This is a genomic window from Robiginitalea sediminis (assembly GCF_002198115.1).
GTDB lineage: Bacteria > Bacteroidota > Bacteroidia > Flavobacteriales > Flavobacteriaceae > Robiginitalea > Robiginitalea sediminis.
Window position 1 is genome coordinate 194,467 of record NZ_NGNR01000002.1, and the last position, 20,854, is coordinate 215,320.

11 protein-coding genes are annotated in these 20,854 nt (G+C 56.3%); 5 read left to right on the forward strand and 6 right to left on the reverse strand.

Features of this window, described 5'->3' with window-relative positions; all coding sequences use genetic code 11:
- Positions 1-83 precede the first annotated feature (83 nt).
- Entirely contained in the window at positions 84-1,355 is a 1,272-nt protein-coding gene (locus CA832_RS07205; RefSeq protein WP_088340918.1) for an MFS transporter, read from the forward strand.
- Position 1,356: 1 nt separating this feature from the next.
- Here CA832_RS07205 and CA832_RS07210 read toward each other — a convergent pair whose 3' ends face one another.
- From CA832_RS07210 to CA832_RS07220, 3 genes are read right to left on the reverse strand one after another with little or no spacing between them, the layout of a single operon-like run.
- Entirely contained in the window at positions 1,357-2,862 is a 1,506-nt protein-coding gene (locus CA832_RS07210) for a sulfatase family protein (protein ID WP_088340919.1), read from the reverse strand.
- Positions 2,859-4,427, reverse strand: coding sequence for a DUF1593 domain-containing protein (locus tag CA832_RS07215; RefSeq protein WP_088340920.1), 1,569 nt, complete (start codon positions 4,425-4,427; stop codon positions 2,859-2,861). Before CA832_RS07215 ends, CA832_RS07210 begins: the two co-directional genes overlap by 4 nt.
- 1 nt (position 4,428) lies before the next feature.
- Positions 4,429-5,415 carry an amidohydrolase family protein gene (locus CA832_RS07220; RefSeq protein ID WP_233131758.1) on the reverse strand — a complete coding sequence of 329 codons (987 nt, stop codon included), beginning with the start codon at positions 5,413-5,415 and terminating at the stop codon, positions 4,429-4,431.
- A 135-nt stretch (positions 5,416-5,550) separates the two neighbouring features.
- Here CA832_RS07220 and CA832_RS07225 point away from each other — a divergent pair, with 135 nt between their 5' ends.
- Genes CA832_RS07225 through CA832_RS07235 form a run of 3 tightly spaced genes read left to right on the forward strand, consistent with a single transcriptional unit; the run spans position 5,551 to position 10,083 of the window.
- The gene (locus CA832_RS07225) at positions 5,551-7,194 is read left to right on the forward strand and encodes a carboxylesterase/lipase family protein (protein WP_198944454.1); all 1,644 of its coding nucleotides are present in this window, start codon (positions 5,551-5,553) and stop codon (positions 7,192-7,194) included.
- On the forward strand, positions 7,151-7,963 hold the full coding sequence (locus CA832_RS07230; RefSeq protein WP_088340923.1) for a carboxylesterase family protein: 813 nt from the start codon (positions 7,151-7,153) through the stop codon (positions 7,961-7,963). The genes CA832_RS07225 and CA832_RS07230 overlap by 44 nt, the downstream gene beginning before the upstream one ends.
- Positions 7,964-7,989: 26 nt before the next feature.
- A complete protein-coding gene (locus CA832_RS07235) occupies positions 7,990-10,083 on the forward strand; it encodes a thioredoxin domain-containing protein (protein ID WP_158211897.1) in 2,094 nt (697 codons plus the stop codon).
- Here CA832_RS07235 and CA832_RS07240 read toward each other — a convergent pair.
- The 3 genes from CA832_RS07240 to CA832_RS07250 form a co-directional block, all read right to left on the reverse strand.
- A complete protein-coding gene (locus CA832_RS07240) occupies positions 10,080-13,637 on the reverse strand; it encodes a VCBS repeat-containing protein (RefSeq protein ID WP_088340925.1) in 3,558 nt (1,185 codons plus the stop codon). The two genes, CA832_RS07235 and CA832_RS07240, sit on opposite strands and share 4 nt — an antisense overlap.
- Positions 13,638-13,748: 111 nt before the next feature.
- Positions 13,749-15,503, reverse strand: coding sequence for a RagB/SusD family nutrient uptake outer membrane protein (locus CA832_RS07245; protein WP_088341395.1), 1,755 nt, complete (start codon positions 15,501-15,503; stop codon positions 13,749-13,751).
- A 58-nt stretch (positions 15,504-15,561) separates the two neighbouring features.
- The gene (locus CA832_RS07250; RefSeq protein ID WP_233131759.1) at positions 15,562-18,885 is read right to left on the reverse strand and encodes a SusC/RagA family TonB-linked outer membrane protein; all 3,324 of its coding nucleotides are present in this window, start codon (positions 18,883-18,885) and stop codon (positions 15,562-15,564) included.
- A gap of 250 nt (positions 18,886-19,135) precedes the next feature.
- Here CA832_RS07250 and CA832_RS07255 point away from each other — a divergent pair, with 250 nt between their 5' ends.
- Positions 19,136-20,854, forward strand: coding sequence for a GMC family oxidoreductase (locus CA832_RS07255; RefSeq protein ID WP_088340926.1), 1,719 nt, complete (start codon positions 19,136-19,138; stop codon positions 20,852-20,854).

Here is a 20,854-nt window from a genome sequence, read left to right on the forward strand (position 1 = left end):
TGTCACCATTTTGGGCCAACTTTGGGCCGCCGTTGGGAGCATCTTCGGATTGTGTATTTTTGGGTCCTCAATCCTAACCTTCAATGGCTGCAGCCCAGGATCCTTATGCCGCCCTGCGCTTCCGGGAATTCAATGTGTTTCTCGGGGTGCGGTTTGCCATGGTGCTGGCCTGGTCCATGCAGTTTATCCTGATCGAGTGGTTCGTATATACCCTCACTAAGGACCCGCTTTCCCTGGGGCTTATCGGTCTGATGGAGGTTATCCCTTCGGTGGGGATGGCTCTGTTTGCCGGGCATATCGTAGACCAGCGTGAAAAGCGCAACCTGTTGCTCGCTTGTATCCTGGCCTTTTCCGTCCTGAGCCTGGGCCTGTTTATACTTAGCTTGCCCACGGTGACTGAAAGCCTGGACCAGGGGAATCTTTTGGCGGGCATCTATACTCTGGTCTTTTTCGGGGGGTTGGTGCGTGCCTTTATCGGGCCTACGATATTCTCCCTGATTGCCCTGATAGTCCCGAAGCGGATTTACCCCAACGCTGCCACCTGGAGCAGCAGTACCTGGCAATTGGCTTCGGTGCTGGGTCCGGCCCTTGCCGGGTTTTCCATTAGCTGGATCGGGGTGCACTGGTCCCTTAGCCTGATTTTCGCATTTTCCGCCCTCGCGTTTTTGATGCTGCTGCGTATCGGGCGCAAGCCCATCCTCAACCCTAAAATTGGGGAACCGGTACTGCAAAGCCTCAAGGACGGTTTGCAATTTGTCTGGCGCACCAAATCCATCCTCGGGGCCCTTACCCTGGATATGGTGGCGGTGTTGTTTGGCGGGGCGGTGGCCCTGTTGCCTATTTATGCCCAGGACATCCTCCATGTGGGGTCCGAAGGCTTTGGGATCCTGAGGGCAGCCCCTGCAGTGGGGGCCTCTATTACCATGCTGGGTTCCACCCGTTTTCCTCTGCACCGCAACGCCGGCCGTAAATTACTCTGGGCCGTTTTTGCCTTTGGAATTTGTATCCTGGTATTTGGCATTTCCACCTCGTTCTGGCTCTCCGTAACGGCCTTGTTCCTGAGCGGGGCGGTAGACGGGGTCTCTATGATTATCCGACAGACCATTTTGCAGCTGAAAACCCCGGACCACATGCGTGGGCGTGTGGCTTCGGTCAATTCCATATTTGTAGGGTCCTCCAATGAGCTGGGGGCTTTCGAAAGCGGATTGGCCGCCCGGCTCATCGGGACGGTGCCTGCGGTGGTTTTCGGGGGCGTCATGACCCTGCTTACGGTAGGGGCCACCGCGGTGGTTTCCCCCCGATTCCGCCGGCTTGACCTTTCGGATGAGGTGGAGGTATCGGAGGCCGCCCCTTAGGTTAGTTTATCAGGGCTTCGTATTCCCGTCGCAGGATCTGAAGGGTATCGGGTAAGGTCCCGGCCAGATTGCGGGTTTGCCCCGGGTCTGAATTCAGGTCATAGAGCTGATAGTCATCCCCATTCGCCAATTCGATATCAGGCCCCCAGGGGGTTATAGCCGCCCCCGGATAGGGCGGGATCAACGCCCAGTTTCCCCTGCGGTATGCCCTGCGCCCCATGGCCTCCAGAATGAGGTTTTTCCGTCCCGTGTGGCTGCGCCCGAGGAGGGCGTCGCCCAGAGGCTCGCTGTCTCTGGGGCGGGAAGGCTTTCCGATGACCTCCCCAAGGCTCGCCATCAGGTCTACCTGGGAGATCAGGGCTTCGGATTGGCCCCTGGGCACCACGCCTTTCCAATATGCGATAAAGGGGACCCGGGTCCCGGCTTCAAAAAGGCTGTACTTCCCTCCCCGATACGGTCCCGCCGGTTTATGGGTACCTACAAGCTCCGCCGCCTGGTCCTCATACCCATCGTCCAGCACTGGGCCATTGTCTGAGGAAAACAGGATAAGGGTATTGCTATCCAAGCCCCAGGCCTGTAAACTATCCATTACAGCCCCAACCATAGCATCCATCTCGGCGAGGGCATCCCCCCTGGGGCCTTTTCCGGTAACCCCTTCAAACCGCGGGTGAGGGGTGCGGGGGACGTGGAGTTGAGGGAAAGACAGAAACAGGAAGAAGGGGTTGGCTTTGTTTTTCTTTATGAAGCCCAGGGCCCGCTGCAGGAGGGTGTCCCCCATGGTTTCATCTTGCCACAGGGCACGCTTCCCGCCCTTCATATACCCGATCCGGGAAATGCCGTTGTGGATACTCATGTCGTGGCCGTGGCTAGGCCGCAGTTTCAGTAACTCCGGGTTCTTGGCCCCCGTGGGTTCCCCCTCGAAGTTTTCGCGGTAGTGCACCTGGAGGGGGTCTGCCGGGTCCAGCCCAAAAACCCTGTCATTTTCTACGTAAACCGTGGGTACCCGGTCGTTGGTAGAGGCCAGGATAAAACTCTCATCAAACCCCAGGTCATTGGGGCCCGGCCTTATCAGGCCATTCCAATCCAGCGTATCAGCTCCCAGACCGAGGTGCCATTTTCCAATAACAGCCGTGCGGTACCCGGATGACCGGAAGAGGTCTGCCAGGGTATGGGTTTCGGGGTCTATGATAAGGGGGGCATTCCCAGGGAGTACTCTGGCCCGGGACTCCCTCCAGGGATACACTCCGGTAAGAAGGCCATAGCGGCTGGGGGTACAGGTGGCCGATGTCGCATAGGCATGGGTAAAGCGCATCCCTTCTTTTGCCAGGCGGTCTAGGTGAGGGGTTCGTATTTCTCCCCCATAGGATGAGAGGTCTCCATACCCCAGGTCGTCGGCATAGAGGATCAGGACATTGGGAGGCTCTGGTTCCTGCTTGTTTTGGGGCGAACAACCCAGGACAAGTCCCAGGCAAACCAACAGCCCTGTATGTGGACGAAAAAGGATCATCCTCGTGCCTTTAATACAACCCTCCGATAGCGGGTCATAGGGTGTTCCGCCACATCGGAAACCTCCAGGATCAGGTGAAGGTCTTCCCCGGGGCCTAAATCTTCCGGTATCTGGAGGAGCAGCTCGGGTTGGGAGGCACTGCCCAGCTCCAATCTCCCGCCATAGCTGTCCACTTCCCAGTACTGCCACCAGCGGTATTCGAGTTGGTCCCCGTCCGGGTCGGTGGCCATCCCTTTCAGGGAGAGGGCCTCCCCCGGAAGGACTTCCAGCACGGCGGGGTGGTCCAGGGTTACGACAGGCGGGTGGTTGGCTTCGGCAAAGGGCTTCACACACCAGTCTGCCCGCGCCGCAAAATCGTGCTGTAAGGCAGGAACCCACCGGGTTTGCGGATAGGTGGGGTCTATTTCCTCCCGGAAGGGATTAAAATCGGCTGCCTGTGGGCCGTCCTCCCATCGGGTGGGTACACTGTCGGATTGGACCAACCGGCCTCCCCAGCCCCCAATATGGGGTTGTTCCAGGTTGCCCAACCCAACATCTACCAGATGCAGATAGGCCGGGGAGTCCCCTTCTGAGATAAAATCGTAGGGTTCGAATGGCCCCCAGTTTTGCCCCATTCGGCCCAGGTTAAAGGAATCCAGGGCTACCCCGTGGATATGCTCGGGGTCCCCTGCCTGTTGCTGCCCGTCCCCGTAGCTGTAGTAGTGTTCCAATAAAGGGCCATGGCCCTGCACCAAATGGGATTTCATAAAGGCGCCTTCCATATACGGGTGCCAGGGTTCGGGCACCGCCCGCTTCCAGGGATAGGCGAAGCACCAGAACTGGTTGGCATTGTAGAACACCTTCAGGTCCGGCCAGTTCGGGGCGATGTATTCCCGGTACGTGGCATCCTGGTCCAGGATGGCGTATATAACGGCTTTTGCGCATACCTTGCGGTAGATTTCCTCCCATTGGTCTGTATCCCCATACTGGTCCTGGATAGATTTCAGGGCCCGGGCAATGGTATTGGTCCCGCCCCAGACCTGCAGGTAAATGGGTTCGGGGTTCTGGTCCAGCAACTTGGCTTTAATCCAGTCCGAACCTTCGGTATCCCTGGCCATACTCCCCTCAAAATCGATATTGCCAACCTTTACGAGGGCCCTGAGGGAATCCGGGTGGGGGAAGCGCGCATCGTGCAGGAGCAGGTTGGGATAAACCTCCCCGTAGGCGGAAAGCAGCGTATCCATCCAGGTGGTGCCCGGCCAGCGCAGGTCGGTGCGCTCCCCGTAGATGTTGCGGGTCATTTCCATTTTCGATGTAAAGGGGGTACCCTGCCCATCGCCCTTGTAATGCCACATGGAACTGCTGTATACCAGGCCTTCCACCTGGAGTTCATTGGTGTACAGGAGCATCCTTATAAAGGAATCCACATCGTCTATTTCCCCGTCGGTGGTTACAATGGTCCGGGGGCCGTGTGTTGCCGGCACGTCTTGTGGGGCTGTGGTTTCATTTTTGCTTTCAGGTGCGCAGGCCGTAAACACAATGATTCCGGCAGCTGCCACCAGACGTAACAGAGTTGTTCCTGACATGTTATTCGAAATCTTCAGGGTTGAGGTTGAAAAAACGCACGGCATTATTGAAAAAGATATCCCGTTTCTGGTCTTCTGAGAGGTAGTTGGCATTTTCGATGACCCCAATGGAGGTCTCCAGCAATTTGGGCCACATCATCAGGTCGGTCCCATAGAGGATCCGCTTGCCAAACCCAGCCTGGACCAGACGCCTGAGGTAGGCGTGGATCTCTTCCAGGGGATAGCTCCAGATAAAGCCGGCCAGGTCCACGTAGACGTAGGCATTGGCCCCCATAAGGGCAATCATCTGGTCTATCATGGGGTACCCGGCATGCATGACCCAGATCTTGAGTTTCGGGTGGCGGGCCAGGACATCTTCCAGCAGGAAGGGCTGGCCCAGGGAGGCCCGGTATTTTGGGTTGCTGATGTTGATCATGCCATTACCCCCCGTGCCCATATGGATCCCCACAGGGATTCCCATTTCCTCGGCTACGGCAAAATAGGCATCCAGGGACAGATCGCTGGGAGACATCCCCTGATACTGGGGCGCTACTTCTCCCATCACCTTATAGAAACCGGTTTCCAGGGAATCCCGGAAGGCTTCCACACTCATCTGGTCCGCGCTGCTGAGCGACAGGGACGGGATAAACCGATCCGGGGCCGCATCGTGCCAGTCGTGGATCACCGCGGCATCCCCGCTGACCACCATAGTGACGTTCAAGCGCTCGCAGGCCTCCAGGAGTTTGGCCTGCATATCGGCGTCCGAAGTTGCAGGCTGCAGGGGGTTGGCACAGGCCGTGTTGATAAAGGAAGGGGCGGGCTGGTTGGGGCCGCTCCCGGGCATATCGCTCAGGAACCAGGGGCACATGGTGGCAGCAAAATTGGGGTTAACCCGCATGGCGTGGACATGGACATCAATAATGGGAGGGCGTTTCCCGTTTTCCTGGGCATTCCCGGCAGCCATGCCGATTAACAGGGCAAGGAAGGCGATTTTACAAGTTGTTTTCACAAGGGCAATAGGATTTGTTAGGAATGTCTCAATAGGTTGTGCGCCGGTCCCACTGCGGGACAGGAGGCCTTAATTTAGGATATAAAATCCGCAAAAAGAGGGTATATTGTGTAAATCAAACACAATTAAATGGAAATGTCCGAATGTAGACCTGCCCGATGGCTGGTTACCCTTTGTTTACTCATTAGCATGACCGATGCCACTGCCCAGAACCCCAATGCCTTTCCCGTACAGGTCCAAACCGATAAGGGCCTTATAGAAGGCGATTATAACACCCACACGGGTATCCAGACCTATTTCGGGGTCCCTTTCGCCAAGCCCCCGGTAGGGGAGTTGCGCTGGCAGGCCCCCCAGCCCATGGATTCCTGGGAAGGGGTAAAAGCTACCAAGGCCTTTGGCCCCAGGCCCATGCAAACGCTGGTTTTCGGGGATATGAAGTCCCGGTCTGCAGGCGTAAGTGAAGATTGTTTGTACCTGAATATATGGACCCCGGCCACCCGCGATGACAAGGACCTCCCGGTTTTGCTCTACTTCTATGGGGGGGGGAATGTGGCCGGAGATGCCTCCGAATACCGCTACGATGGGGAAAGCATGGCTAAAAAAGGGATTGTGACCATCACGGCGAATTACCGCCTGAATATTTTTGGCTACCTGGCCCACCCGGAATTGAGCGCTGAGACCCCCTATGGTGGCTCGGGCAATTACGGGGCCATGGACCAGGTGGCGGCCATCCGGTGGGTGCGCGACAATATCGCTGCCTTTGGGGGGGACCCCAACCGGATTACCATTGCCGGAGAATCTGCCGGTTCCATTGGGGTGAGCACGCTTATGGCATCGCCCTTGTCCCGCGACATGATTGCAGGGGCCATAGGGGAGAGCGGGGCCTCCATCCACCCAACCATGGGTCCGGTACCTCTTTCGGAGGCGGAGGCCCAGGGAAAAGCATTCCTTGACGGTGCCGGGGTTTCCTCCATCGCTGCCTTGCGCCAACTGCCTACCCGGGACATTTATGAGTTGTATAACGCCTCCGGCCGCTTTGGCTTTCCCATAAACGTGGATGGCCACTTCCTGCCGGCCACCCTGCCCGAGATTTTCGGGGCAGGTCAGCAGGCCGATATCCCGTTGCTCCTGGGGTGGAATTCGGCGGAAATCCCCGGGATGGCCTTTATGCAAGGCATGCCTTATACTCCTGAGAATTTCCAGGCCAAAGTACGGGAGGCCTATCCGGAACGGCACGCGGAAGTGCTGGCGCTTTACCCCCATACCACGGATCAGGATGTGGAGCAATCCGCTACAGACCTGGCCTCGGACCGCTTCATTGTTTACAGTACCTGGAAATGGTTCGACCTGCACCGCAAAAACAGCGACCAACCGGTATACCGGTACCTCTACAGCAAGTTAAGACCACCCCTCAAGGACCAGAACCTGCGTCCCGGTCTGGCCGGGGGGACCGTTCAGGCCGAATCCGATGCCCCGGCCATGCCACAGCCCATAGGGGCGCCCCATGCTTGTGAAATCGAGTACTGTATGGGGAACCTCCACCTGGTTGACGATTATGCCTGGACCCCGGAAGATTTTGCAGTATCGGAAACCATGCAGGAATTCTTTGCCAACTTTATAAAAAAAGGAGACCCCAACAGCCTCTCCCTTCCCAACTGGAGCGCTGCAGGAGGGCAGGACCCGAACCCACCCGTCATGATACTCGATACCCGCAGCACCCAAACCCAAGCCCGGAATGATAAAAGGTTCCTCTTTCACGATTCCTATTATCGGGAATAACCCCTTGGCTTTGGTGGTAGGGCTTTTTGCATGCGGGTTTGCACCCCGGGCACGCTATGGCTTGCTTTGCACCCTCTGCGGGTTTTGGTTGCTTTCCGGGTGTGCCGACCCGCCCAGGCTCGGTTCCGGACGTTTTGAGGCTACCGTTTCGGAGCCTCTGGAGTACTACCTCTATGTTCCTCCCCAGTACAGCCCGGACGGGCCGCCATCGGGTCTTATACTCTTTTTACACGGTGGGGGGGAGTCCGGTCAGGACCTGGAGAAACACAAGGCCCAGGGGCCGCCCAAAAGGTTGCTGGAGGGCCCGGATCTGCCTTTTATGGTCCTGGCCCCCCAGCACCCGGAGCCGCGCAAGTGGTGGAATACCCGTGCTGTCAAAGAATTACTGGACCATATTGTGGATCGGTACAATGTGGACCCGGACCGGATCTATCTGAGCGGCCTGAGCCGGGGCGCAACAGCCTGTTGGGAAATGGCGGTGCATTACCCGGATACCTTTGCCGCCATGGCCGTAGTTTGTGGGATGACTCCCGTTCCCTATGCCCATTGGATGCGTCCGGACATGCCGGTTTGGGTCTTTCACGGGACCGAGGACCCGGTAATCCCATTTTCGGAGTCCGATGATATGGTAGAGAAACTCAGGTCCATGGGCCGCCCGGTGCGCTTTACCCCGTACGAAGGGGTGGGGCACAATGCATGGGACGCCGCCTATGCCGACGAGGCGCTCTATTCCTGGCTGGCTGCCCAGCGCCGCAAGCCGCAGCAGTAGGGGGTATTGTTCGTATATTTGCCCCCATGAGGCGCATTTCCTTTTTGTTTCCTGTTTTTATTCTCGTGTTGCTGATGGGGTCCGGTTGTGCGGAAGTCCCCCGGCGAAACCTTTTGGGGGAGGAAACCAGTCCGTACCTGCTGCAGCATGCAGAAAACCCCGTGCACTGGCAACCCTGGAGCGATGCCATCTGGGAAATGGCCCGGAAAGAAGATAAACTGGTGCTTATCAGTATCGGGTATTCCTCCTGCCACTGGTGCCATGTGATGGAGGAAGAGACCTTTGAGGACGATTCGGTAGCCCAGCTTATGAACCAGCGCTTTATCAACGTAAAAGTAGACCGGGAGGAACGCCCGGACGTGGACCAGGTCTATATGACGGCCGTCCAGTTGATGACCGGCAGGGGCGGCTGGCCCTTGAATGTCCTGGTGCTCCCGGATGGGAAACCCCTGTACGGGGGTACCTACCACACCCGCGAGCAATGGATGGGTGTCCTTGCCGAAATGGACCGGCTCTACCGGGAAGACCCGGCCCGTGCCCGGGAGTATGCCGACAAGGTAGCCCAGGGGGTAGCTCAGACTAATAGTCTGGTACCCGCGGCAGACACCCGTCCCGTGCGCCCGGCGGAAGTGACTACAGCGGTATTGGGCTGGAAGGCCAGCTGGGACCCGGAGTGGGGGGGCAACACCGGGCAGCAGAAGTTTATGATGCCCGCCAACATGAATTTTCTCCTGGATTACGCCTTTTTAAGTGCGGATTCCCTGGCCCTTACCCATGTCCGGAACACCCTGGACAGGATGGCTCGAGGCGGGGTGTTCGACCAGGTAGGGGGCGGTTTTTTCCGCTACAGCACAGACCCTGAGTGGCGCATCCCGCATTTTGAAAAGATGCTGTATGACAATGCCCAGCTCCTGGGCCTGTATTCCAGGGCGTTTAAGTGGTTTCCCTCGGGGGAATACCGGGAAACGGCCGGGCGAATTTTTGAGTTCCTTCAACGCGAAATGAAAAGTCCGGATGGGGGGTACTACGCTGCCATGGATGCAGACAGCGATGGGGAAGAAGGAGCGTTTTATACCTGGGAGGAGCAGGAATTAAAGACCCTCCTGGGGGAGGCCTTTCCCGACTTTGCCACCTATTACGAAATCCGTCCCGAGACGGCCTGGGAAGGCAATTACGTCCCGTTCCGCCCCGTATCGGACAGTGTCTATGTTTCCAGCGGTGGTGGGACCCCGGAAGCGCTGAAAGAGCAGCAAGCCGGGTGGAGGAAGGTATTGATGGAAGCCCGCGGGCAGCGGCAGCGCCCGGGGATCGACAACAAGGTGCTCACCTCCTGGAACGCCTTGCTCATTTCCGGCCTGGCAGAGGCGTATGAAGCCTTTGGGGAAGTCCGGTACCTGGATGCAGGGGAGGAGCTTTTTGCCTATTTACTCCAGCACCAGTTTCAGGGGGAAGCCCTCCGGCACAGCTCCGTTTCCGGGGTGGCAGGAGGCGAGGGTTTCCTGGAGGATTACGCCTTCCTGGCCGAGGCTGCCATGCGCCTGTATGAGGTTAGCGGAAAACCCGGGTATCTGGAAAATGCTGAGCGGCTGGTACTCCAGGCAGAGGAGCGATTTGCTTCGGAAGAATCGAGGTTGTTGCGCTATACGGAAACCACCGACCTGATTTCCCCCATCCTAAAAACAGACGATGGGGTTATTCCCTCTGCGAATGCAGTTATGGCCGGGCTGTATCTGAAACTGGGTCATTTCTATTACAAGCCGGCCTATCTGGAACGGAGCCGCACTATGGTGTTGGCCCTCAGGGAACGCTTTGGCCAGGCCCCCCAGAATTACAGCGCCTGGGGGCGGTTAATGCTGGCACATAGCTGGCCGTATTTCGAAGTGGCCGTTGCCGGGCCACAAGCCAGGGAGCTACGCATGGCACTGGGGAAGGAATTCCTGCCGAATGCCTTGCTGGTCTTTACAACGAGCCCCAGCGACCTCCCGCTCTATGCCAACCGGCACGAAGAGGAGGCTACCTATTTCTATGTCTGCCGCGACCACAGTTGCCGCTTCCCGGTGGAAACCCCACAGGAAGCTATGGCGCAGATTCAGGAGGACTTGCTGGCAGAAAGACCCTAACCTTCGCTGTCCACCGTGCGGGTAACGGCCCCGGTCTGGTCGAAGAATTCCACGGACTTCATTTCCGGGGTGCGCAACAGGTACCTTTCGGACTGGCTGTTAAAGCCGCTGCCCCAGTACCATTCCCGAAGTTCCGCGCGCCCGTCTGCATAATGCACCCGCGCCCCGACCTCGTTAGGGGCCACTTTGAGGGTAGCAGTTGCCGGGGTCCCATAGGCCCGGATGCGGTCGTTGTTTTGGGAGGCCACCCAGAGCAGGGTGCCATCGGCTGCAGGCAGGCCCACCAGGGCCTTGGCATCCCCAGGCAGGTAAAACCCGCTTTCGGTGTTGTTTAAGGCTTTGAAATGGCCTTTCCCGTCTCCCAGGAGCATGAGGCCCATAAAGGCGTCTGCACGGCCCTGCTGAACCTCCATACCGTAGTCGTTGCCGGCCAGTAGGAGGTCCGGGAAGGTATCCCCGTTAAAATCTGCGGAAACAATCCCGTAGACGGGGGCGATTTGGGCATTCACCGGGAGGGCATGGCGCCGGAACGTTCCATTGCCGAGGTTTTCTACCCAACTGGTTTCCTGGGTATTGAATTCCAGGACGGTAGCGTCATCCAACAAGCCATCCGGGAACATTTCCGGGAGGGTGGAGGCCCCGAATTCCCCAAAGGAATTGAAGCGTTTGCGGATGGCAGAAAACTGCTTGACCACGTCCTGCCAGGGGTGGTAGAGGTATTCCCGTTTTACCCCGGCGCTGTCGCGCAGGTAATAGGAAATAAGCGGATCTATCATCCCGTTGTCGTCCAGGTCCTTGGCATAGACCCGTACCGGTTCGGATTGGGTACCCCGGAAATAAATATTGGTCCCGGAATTCCCGGCGATATAGTCCATGTCCCCGTCCTGGTCCAGGTCTGCTGCGGCCAGGCTGTTCCACCAGCCCTTGTCTTCCTGCAGGCCTGTGGTTGCGGTAATCTCGCGCAAGCTGCCCTGGCGGTTTTCAAAGAAGCGCAAGGGGCTCCATTCCCCGGCCAGGATGAGGTCCGGCCAGTGGTCCCCGTTGAAATCGGTCCATAGGGCATCGCTTATCAGCCCTGCGAATTCCAGGGCGGGTTCCACTTGAACCGTGACATCGGTGAAGGTAACCTTGCCGTTGGCGCTGTCGTTGCGCAAGAGGTAACTGCGATCTGCCATGGGGTAGGCAAAGGGCAGTACCCGGCTACCCACAAAGAGGTCCAGATCGCCGTCCTGGTCGTAATCGGCCGCTTTTACCACAGAGGTATTGGCGCGGATATCCGGCAGGGCAGTGGTCGCCCGGCTGAATTCCCCGCTGCCATCGTTGAGCAGTAGGATATCCCTGTAGCGCTCATCCCCAGCTTCGTACTGCCCGGAACCGCGGGCGAGGTACAGGTCCGGGTCCCCGTCCCCGTCTGCGTCGAACAGGAGGGCTGCCGTATCTTCTTCCTCCAACTCCGGATGGGACTTATAGTTCACCTCAGCGGCCTTAAAGGAGCCGTCTTCTCCCTGGATGAGCCAGGTCTGGGTAAAGTTCCGGGTACCCGGGATAAATAAGTCCGTGCGTCCGTCGGCATTGACATCGGCCGCTGCCAGGGCTGGGCCATACTGGGAGAACTTGTGGGGCAGGGTGCGCTGGAAGTTAAAATCGATAAAGTCGATATCGCGGATGCGGATATCCAGCCCACGGGTGGAATCCTGGGCAGTGAGCAGTGCCAGGCTTCCCGCTTTTCGGGTCGGGGAGGGGAGGGCCTCGTTATACCGGAAGACCAATTCCTGCCGTGCCTCCGGTGCAACGGCCCAGGCTTCCCGCCCGTCGGCCCAGCGCACATGTACCGAGTCTACCGAAGCCTGGCCTAACCCGAAATGCAATACGCCTTCGGGTTTTGAGAGGTATCCCCGACCAGAGAGTACCCTGAGTTTCTGGATGGCACCATCACGGTAAACCGCTACTTCGCTGCCATACCCTGCCGGGTTGGCTTTCGGCCCTTCGAGTCGGACCCGGAGGTATCCGTTCTGGGGCTGGAGTTCATTCTGCCTGTTCTCCATGAGCAGGGCCTTTTCGTTCAGGTTGTTGATGACCAGGTCCAGGTCTCCGTCTTTGTCGAGGTCCCCATAGGCCGCCCCGTTGGAAAATGTCCCAAAATTGAGGCCCCAGGCCGCTGTGGCATCTTCGAAACGCAACCCGCCCATGTTGCGGAAGGCGAAATTCGGGATCTTGATTTCCGGGATGGCCTCAATGAGTTTTTCCTTGGTGACGAGCCGGCTTGCCGTAACCCGGAAATCCCCAAAATCCCTGTCGGTTACATCTTTTGGAAAACCATTGGTGATGAGCAGGTCCTGCAGGCCGTCGTTGTCGAAATCGGCAAAGAGGGGCGCCCAGCTCCAGTCAGTTTCCTGTACGCCGGCAAACATCCCGGCCTCGGAAAACACCGGCAACCCTGTTTCGGGGTCTGTCCCGTTGGCAATCTGCAGGGTATTGCGGGCGTACTGGTATTCGTACCCGTAGGAGCGCGTAAAGATTTCCTTGTTGTAGCTGCTGGGGCCCTGAAACAGCTTTTTACGCTTGTTGTAATAGGGTTGCATTTCCGTGGTGAACAGGTCCAGCTCCCCGTCGTTGTTAACGTCGGCCAGGTCGCTGCCCATGGAGGAAAGGCTAAAGTGTTTGAAGATGTCCCCGGCCCGGTTAGTAAAGGTCCCGTCCTGGTTGTTGATATACACCAGGTCATTGCTGAAAAAATCGTTGGCGACGTAAATGTCCATCCAACCATCCTTGTTGAAGTCGTGGATCAGCGTACTGTGGCTGTATCCATGGTAGCGGATTCCCGCACTGTCTGACACATTGGTAAAGCGGGGGTGTCCCAGGGCTTCGTCCCAGCGGTTCTCATACAGGCGGTCGCGGCTCAGGGAGCTCCCGTCGTCCTGGTTGGGCCGGAATTCCGCCGGGTTGATGCCTTCAATGCGGTTCACGCCAATGAAGACGTCCAGGTCCCCGTCATTGTCGTAATCGAAGAATTGGGCATGGGAGGAGTACGTATCGTCGTCCAGCCCATAGGCTGCAGCTTGTTCACTGAAGGTGGGTACCCCGTTGGCCGTATTGCCCTGGTTGATGTACAACAGGTTGCGGCGGCTGAGGCTGTCGCGGTAAAACGTGTTGCAGATATAGATATCCAGGCGGCCGTCCAGGTTCAGGTCCACAAGGCTTACCCCTGAGGACCACACCAGGGAATCCGGTTTGCCTATCCCCGAAGCAGTAGAAACGTCTTCGAATGCCAGTTTGCCCCTATTGAGGTAGAGGGCGTTATTGGCCTGGTTGCCGGTAAAAAAGATGTCGTCGAGACCATCTCCGTTTACATCGCCCAGGGCTACTCCGCTCCCGTTGTAAACAAACTCATTGTCGAGGATGTTGATGGAGTCGTTTTCCGTCAGGCGGTTTTCGAAATGAATCCCACTGTACTCCGGAGACACAGGGCGAAACAGGTGAGGGGTTTCCGGCTCACTGCAAGCGTGCATGCTTATCAGTAAAAGGGCGGCAAAAGCCCCATATAATACTCTCATGTCGGGTTGTTTGCTTTACGAACAAAAATGCGGGAATTCCGAGGAAGGCACAAGAAAAAGGCCGCTATTTCAGCGGCCTTTAATTCTTCATTAAATGAATTTAACCAATAATTACCATCCCGGGTTCTGAGTAAGAACGTCAGATCCCTGAATATCGATCTGGGCCTGAGGGATAGGCTGGTATTCGTGCTTGCCTGCCTGGAAGCTGGCGCCTCCGAACTTGGTCACCAGGTACTGGCTTTCATAGTTCAGGTAGCGGTTCAGCTCATCGGCTGCGATCCCCCAGCGTACCAGGTCGAAGAAGCGGTGTCCTTCGCCGGAAAGCTCGAGTTTACGCTCGAAACGAACGATATCGCGGGCAGTGGCTTGGTCGGAGAAATCCGAAGCAGCGTACTCGCTGATTACGTAGTTGGCAGCATTGGCATTGGGATCGCTGTACTCCTTAACCCAGAATTGAGCATTGGCGGCACGGGCACGAACCTGGTTAACCAGGGCACGTGCGGCCTCCAGGTTACCCAGTTCCACTTCGGCTTCGGCAGCCATCAGCAGCACATCGGCATAGCGGATAATGGTGTAGTTCATCAATGCATAGCCACGGGTCCAGGAGCTGGCATCTGTCAGGCTTCCTTCCTGAGAACGATAGTAGATGTACTTCTTAGGAGAGTACGGACCAGCGTAGGGGAAGCTACGGATCCAGGCAGAGCCCGGGTGCTCGATCCAATCCAGGTAAGGGATTCCCTTACGCCCGATAGACCAGTCGATACGCGGATCCAGCGGACCGGCATCTTCGGTAAAGGTGCCTTCATCCTGCCCGTCGGTAAAGACATGGCGGTAGACGTTGGCCACTTCGTTGGCCGGGTCGCTGAAAGAACCATCGAGCAGGGGCAAACCAGCAGCCGTGGTACGGAAGTGGTTGGCCAGGTCGATACTCGGCTGGAAGAATCCGCAGCAGTTACCGGGACCGTCAGGACCGGTGTTGTACGGGTAGTTCAGGTCGTCGAAATAGTTGGCGTTCTGAGTGCTACCGGTGTTGTTGGCGGATTCCACATCGAATACGGACTCTGCATGGTTATCGAACTCGGCATTGAAAATGTTGGCGTAGTTGTCCAGCAAGGCGTATTTCTCACCCAGGGGGGTTACCCCGTTGGCGATCACATCGTCGAACCAGGTTTTGGCCTGGGAGAATTTGCCCTGGTACAGCATGGCCTTACCCATAAGGGCTGCAGCCGCCCAGCGGTTAACCCGACCGGCAGAGGTGGTCTCCGGCAGGTTGTCGTAGGCGTATTGAAGGTCTGCTTCGATAAGCGCCCAGGCATCACCATTATTGGGAACCAGGATCACTTCTTCCGGCGGGACGGTTTCGTCGAATACCGGAATGTTGTTGAAGTGCTTCTTCAAATCGAAGTAGAAGTGGGCACGAAGCATACGGGCCTCCCCGGAAATGCGGGCATAGTCCGAAGCGGTGAGCTGGTCCTGGATCAGGTTGGCCGTAGCCACCACCTTGTTGGCACGGGAAACCCCTTCGAAACGACCTCTCCAGAGGTTGTTAAGGTCACCTTGTGTGGCATCGTGCGTAAACCGCTGTACCGGGTTGATAGAGGAATAATCCCCTGCATCTGTACCCTTGTTGGCGTCTCCGCCGAGGATAGCACCGGTTACCCAGTGGTTAGGACCTTCGAAACGGTTGCCGAAAACCCCGTTCAGGGCAGCGTACGTTCCAATTAACAGGCCTTCAACCCCGTCCTTGGTCTGCAGCTGAGCGTCTCCCAGGGAGTTGGCCGGCGGCACTTCCAGGAATTCGTCGCTACAGGCCCCGACAAGCAGGAGACCCGCAGTAAGTAGCGCAAAAAATCTGTTTGTTTTCATAACTTTTTTTTCAAATATATTCAAAAAATTTGTTCTCATCTCACTCATGTTTAAAGAATTACAGGCGTAGATTCACATTAAACAGGTAAGAAGGAGTAACAGGGTAGTTACCTACATCAACCCCGAAACGGGTATCGGCATCCCCACCAACCACGGGATCAAGTCCGCTATAGTTGGTGATTGTCCAGATATTGTTAGCGGAAATTCCGATGGAGAAACGCTTTACACCCAGTGATTCGAGGATATTATCATCGAAGTTGTACATCAGAGCCAAACGCTGCAGACGGATGTAGTCTCCATCTTCCACATACCAGCTGTTGGAAGCACCACTTGTAGATAAGTTGGATTCGCTTTCCCAGATAGGAGCGGCTGCGTTGTTGCCCAGTTCAGGTGTCCAGGAGCGAAGTGCAGCAACACCCTTGGCAGAACCTTCGAAAGTACCGAAGAAATCGCGGAACCATTTCCCCTGGTTGAAGATTTCAACTCCACTTACCCAGTTCCAGAAGGTTTCCAGGGTAAGGTTCTTGTAGTTCAGGGTAATGGTGGCACCACCACTGTACTCCGGTACCGGATCTCCCAGGTACGTACGGTCGTCCGGGGTGATCACCCCGTCACCGTTCACGTCGCGATAGCGGAAACGCCCTACACCGGCACCATCCTGGGCGGGTGAGCTGTCCACTTCTGCCTGAGAATTGAAGTAACCGATTACGTCATAACCGAAGAAGGAAGACAGCGGCCTGCCCAATTGGTTTCGAGTGGGGGAGATGCCACGGAAAGTTCCTCCATCCAGGAACTCAATTCCATCGGCAAACTTAACAACCTCGTTTTTCAAGAAAGAGTTGTTAAGAGTCACATTGAAACTCAGATCTTCGGTGATGTTTCCACGACCTACGATCTGGAAGTCGACCCCTTTGTTGAGCATGGCTCCTACGTTACGCGAGGGAGCAGATGCGAAGTTTCCGGTTACACCGGCCAGTGGCACAGTGAAAAGCAGGTCTTCGGTATCCTTCTTCCACCAGTCGAGGATGATGTCCACATGCCCATCGAGGATGGTGGCATCGAAACCGATATTGAGGGTGGTTGAGGTTTCCCACTTTGCATCGGGGTTTCCGATACGGGTGGTGGCAAAACCTTCGTTGGCACCGCTGTTCTGGCCGTCGATCGGGTAAATGGTATTCCCGATATTAATACCAGCCAGTGAGAACTGGTTGGCCGGATCCACGTTGTTGGAGTTACCCATTTGCCCCCATCCACCACGGATTTTCAGGTCGGTGAAGATGTTCTGGTTTTCCATGAAAGACTCGGCAATAACCCGCCAGGCACCGGAAACCGCAGGGAAGGTTCCGTAGCGGTTGTTGGAACCGAAAACAGAGGAACCGTCGCGCCGGATAACCCCGGTCAGATAGTATTTCTCATCCCAGTTGTAGTCCAGTTTTCCAAAGACGGAGTTGAAGTTCACCCCTTTGCGAATGAAGCTCTGTACTACGGGGGATCCAACGGTTTGCAGGTTTACGAAATCCAGATCGGTAGAGAAGGGGTTGATCCCCGATCCCTGAATCCGGCGTCCTCGGGAAGCGGTGGTCGGCGTGCTGGCACCTTCTATAGCTTCATAACCTACGAAAGCTTTGATTCCGTGCTTTCCGAAGATTTTCTCGTAGGTAGCCGTATTGGTCCAGATCCACTGGAAGCCGTACTCCTGGCCTTCGTTAAAGCTAAAGGATGCCTGCGGCTCGGAATCCCCAAGGTAGCGGTAGTTGTAATCCAGGTTGGTGAAATTGTAGTAGTTACCACCTATGCTAGTGCGGATAACTAAACCTTCAATGGGCTTCACCAAAGCGTACAGGTTACCGAAACCGCTTACGGAGTAGGCCTGGTCATTCCCGCGGTCCTGTACCAGGCGGCGTACCGGGTTCCGTGGGTTGTTGAAGCCCGCGGCACGGGTACTGGCGTAGCTGCCGAACTCATCGAATACCGGGATAATGGTAGGCATCCGATATGCGGAAAGTACTTCGGATTCGTCATCGGCAATACCGAGACCACCGTTTCCACCAGTTTGACCGCGCACGGAGTTATAAGTAAACTGCAAATTCTCACCCAGGGAAAGCCAGGGGGTGACGTCCCATTCGGAATTGAAGCGGGCGGTGTAACGATCTTGTTCGTTCTCCAGCAGAATTCCATCGAGAGATTGCAGGCTAAGGCCAACGAAGAAGCGTGAATTTTCCGTTCCCCCGTTAAAGCCAAGGCTGGCGCGCACTGCAGGAGCAAGGCGTGTAATCTCTTTATACCAGTTGGTTCCGCGCAGGTTGGGGCGGATCAGGAATACGTTTTCAGGGTTAGCCTCATAATTGGCACGGATCTGCGCCAGGTTGATGTCAGACTCATTAACCCCGTTCTGCCCGTCCGCATGAAGATAGTCCGGGAAGGTAGGGGTGGCGTTGGAGCCATACTGAGGGTGGGTGTACTGCGGGGCAGTTCCGTTGGCTGCGGCATTGTTTTCATACCCGATATGCGTCCATTCTGCCATTTGCTGAGGATTCAGCATTTTGGGAGAACCATTTACGTTCGGGTCGGTAACCCCACTCTGGATGTCGACAGATATTTCGGTCTTCTTGTTGCGACGGCCCTGCTTGGTGGTATAAACGATTACCCCGTTGGCAGCACGTGCCCCGTAGATAGAAGCAGCGGCAGCATCTTTAAGAACCGTAGTAGTCTCGATATCGTCCGGGTTCAGGAAGGAGATGTCGTTGATCGGCACCCCGTCTACCACATACAGCGGCTCGTTACCTCCGAAGGCCCCGAAACCGCGGACGCGGATTTGACTGGCAGTACCAGGCTGTCCGTTGGTTACTACGTTTACACCGGCAACCCTACCGGCCAGCTGCTGTTCAACGTTACCGGAAGGGATGGCGGCCAGTTCCTCGGCCTTCACGATAGAAACGGCTGCGGTGGTTTCCCGCTTGGTTTCCGTGGTATATCCCGTTACGATCACTTCGTCCAGTGCCTGGGAGTCTTCGGCCATGGTAATGGAAACCGAAGAGCGTCCGTTAATGGCAACCGACTGTGTCACGTAACCCAGGTAGCTCACGACAAGTGTAGCATTCGGGTCGGCCTCGATGGTAAAATTACCGTCGAAATCCGTTTGGGTACCTGTGGTGGTACCCTGCACGATGACGTTGGCGCCGGGAAGCGGAACCCCATAGGAATCCACTACAGTACCGGAAACGACATTTTGCAGTGCGTTTTCTCCGGTCGTTTCATTGGGCATTTCGACTGCTGCATGTGCCGGCAGCAAACCGAAACACAGAAACATCATTATGAATCCGGAGAAGAGTCGTAAAAACGATTTCAGTCCCATCGGATTCCAGTCAGCGTTTCGAATCATAATGTTTAGTTGTTAAGTTAGTTAAATGTTTGATTTACACTTGTTTAATTCGAGCTTTGGCCGAAAACGTTTTCGCTGATAACGTTAACAAAACCCAAAAATCGTGTTAATAATACTAAAAATAGGGGGAATATAAAGTAGCCTCTACCAAATTTTTATCAAAAATCTTTCAATCTGTTAAAAATTTTAGAGGAATATTAGCAATCCATAAATTAGGCGTATTTATCGCTAACCAACCAAAATCACACCTATGCAGATAAAGGAAAACGCCACGGTCTACGATGCCATTATTGTAGGATCGGGAGCCGGGGGCGGAATGGCTACCAAAATACTGGCAGATGCCGGCCTCAAAGTAGCCGTGGTTGAAGCGGGGCCGTTTTTCGACCCCAAGGACCCCAAACAGCAGACCCAGATGAAATGGCCGTATGAGTCCCCGCGCCGGGGCGCAGCCACAACCCGGGACTTCGGCGAATTCGATGCCGCTTATGGCGGATGGGAGATAGAAGGGGAACCTTATACCCATAAGGATGGCACTAAATTCGACTGGTTCCGTTCGCACATGCTGGGGGGACGTACCAACCACTGGGGAAGGATTTCCCTCCGTTTCGGCCCCAAGGATTTCAAGCATAAGGATGTGGATGGCCTGGGGGAAAACTGGCCCATTAGCTATGAGGACATCAAACCCTATTACGACAAGGTAGACAAACTCATTGGCGTGTTCGGCACAAACGAAGGGCTGCCCAATGACCCGGACGGGTTTTTCCTCCCCCCGCCCAAGCCCAGGCTCCACGAGCTGTACTATATCAAAGGGGCGCGGAAGACAGGCATCCCGGTGATTCCCTCCCGGATGTCCATGCTCACCAAGAAAATCAACAATGAGCGCGGGGTTTGCTTCTATTGCGGGCAATGCAGCCGCGCCTGCCAGGTCTATGCGGATTTTTCGGCCGGGACCTGCCTGATCTTCCCGGCCCAGAAGGGCAGGGGGCAGGTGGACCTGTTTACCAACTGCATGGTGCGGGAAGTAACCACGGACGAAAATGGCAAGGCTACCGGGGTCTCCTATATTAATAAGGAAGATCGCAAGGAATATTCCCTGAAGGGAAGGGTAGTGGTGCTGGCGGCCTCGGCCTGCAGTACCGCCCGCATCCTGCTGAACTCCAAGAGCAAACAACACCCCAACGGGCTGGGCAATGGCAGCGACCTGGTCGGGAAATACCTGCACGATTCCACCGGCAGTAGCCGGGCTGGGTTTATCCCGGACCTGATGAACCGGGAAATCTACAACGAAGACGGGGTTGGCGGCATGCACGTATACTCCCCCTGGTGGGGCGACAACAAAAACCTGGATTTCCCCCGGGGCTACCACATTGAGGTGTGGGGTGGGATGGGGATGCCCAATTACGGTTTCGGCTTCAACCCGAACGATTTCAACAGGTTTTTCGGCCTGCCCACCGGCGGCTACGGCGAACAGCTACGCAAGGACGTCAAGAAGTACTACGGTTCGGTGGTCGGTTTCGGCGGCCGGGGCGAGGCGATTGCCCGCAAGGACAATTACTGCGAAATAGACCCCACCACGGTGGACGAATGGGGGATTCCAGTATTGCGCTTCCACTACAAATGGTCCGATTACGAACGCAAACAGGCCCGCCACATGCAGGCCACCTTCGAGGAACTCATCCACAATATGGGGGGAGAGGTCCTGGGCGATACCCCATCGGCCGAACAGGATTACGGCTTACTGGCCCCGGGCCGTATTATCCACGAGGTAGGGACCACCCGGATGGGGGACGACCCCAAAACCTCGGTAACCAACCGCTACCAGCAGCTGCATGAGGCAGACAACGTCTTTATTACGGATGCAGGACCCTTTGTGTCCCAGGCGGACAAGAACTGTACCTGGACCATCCTGGCGCTCTCCTGGAGGGCTTCGGAGTATATCGTAGAACAACTCAAGCAACAAAATATCTGA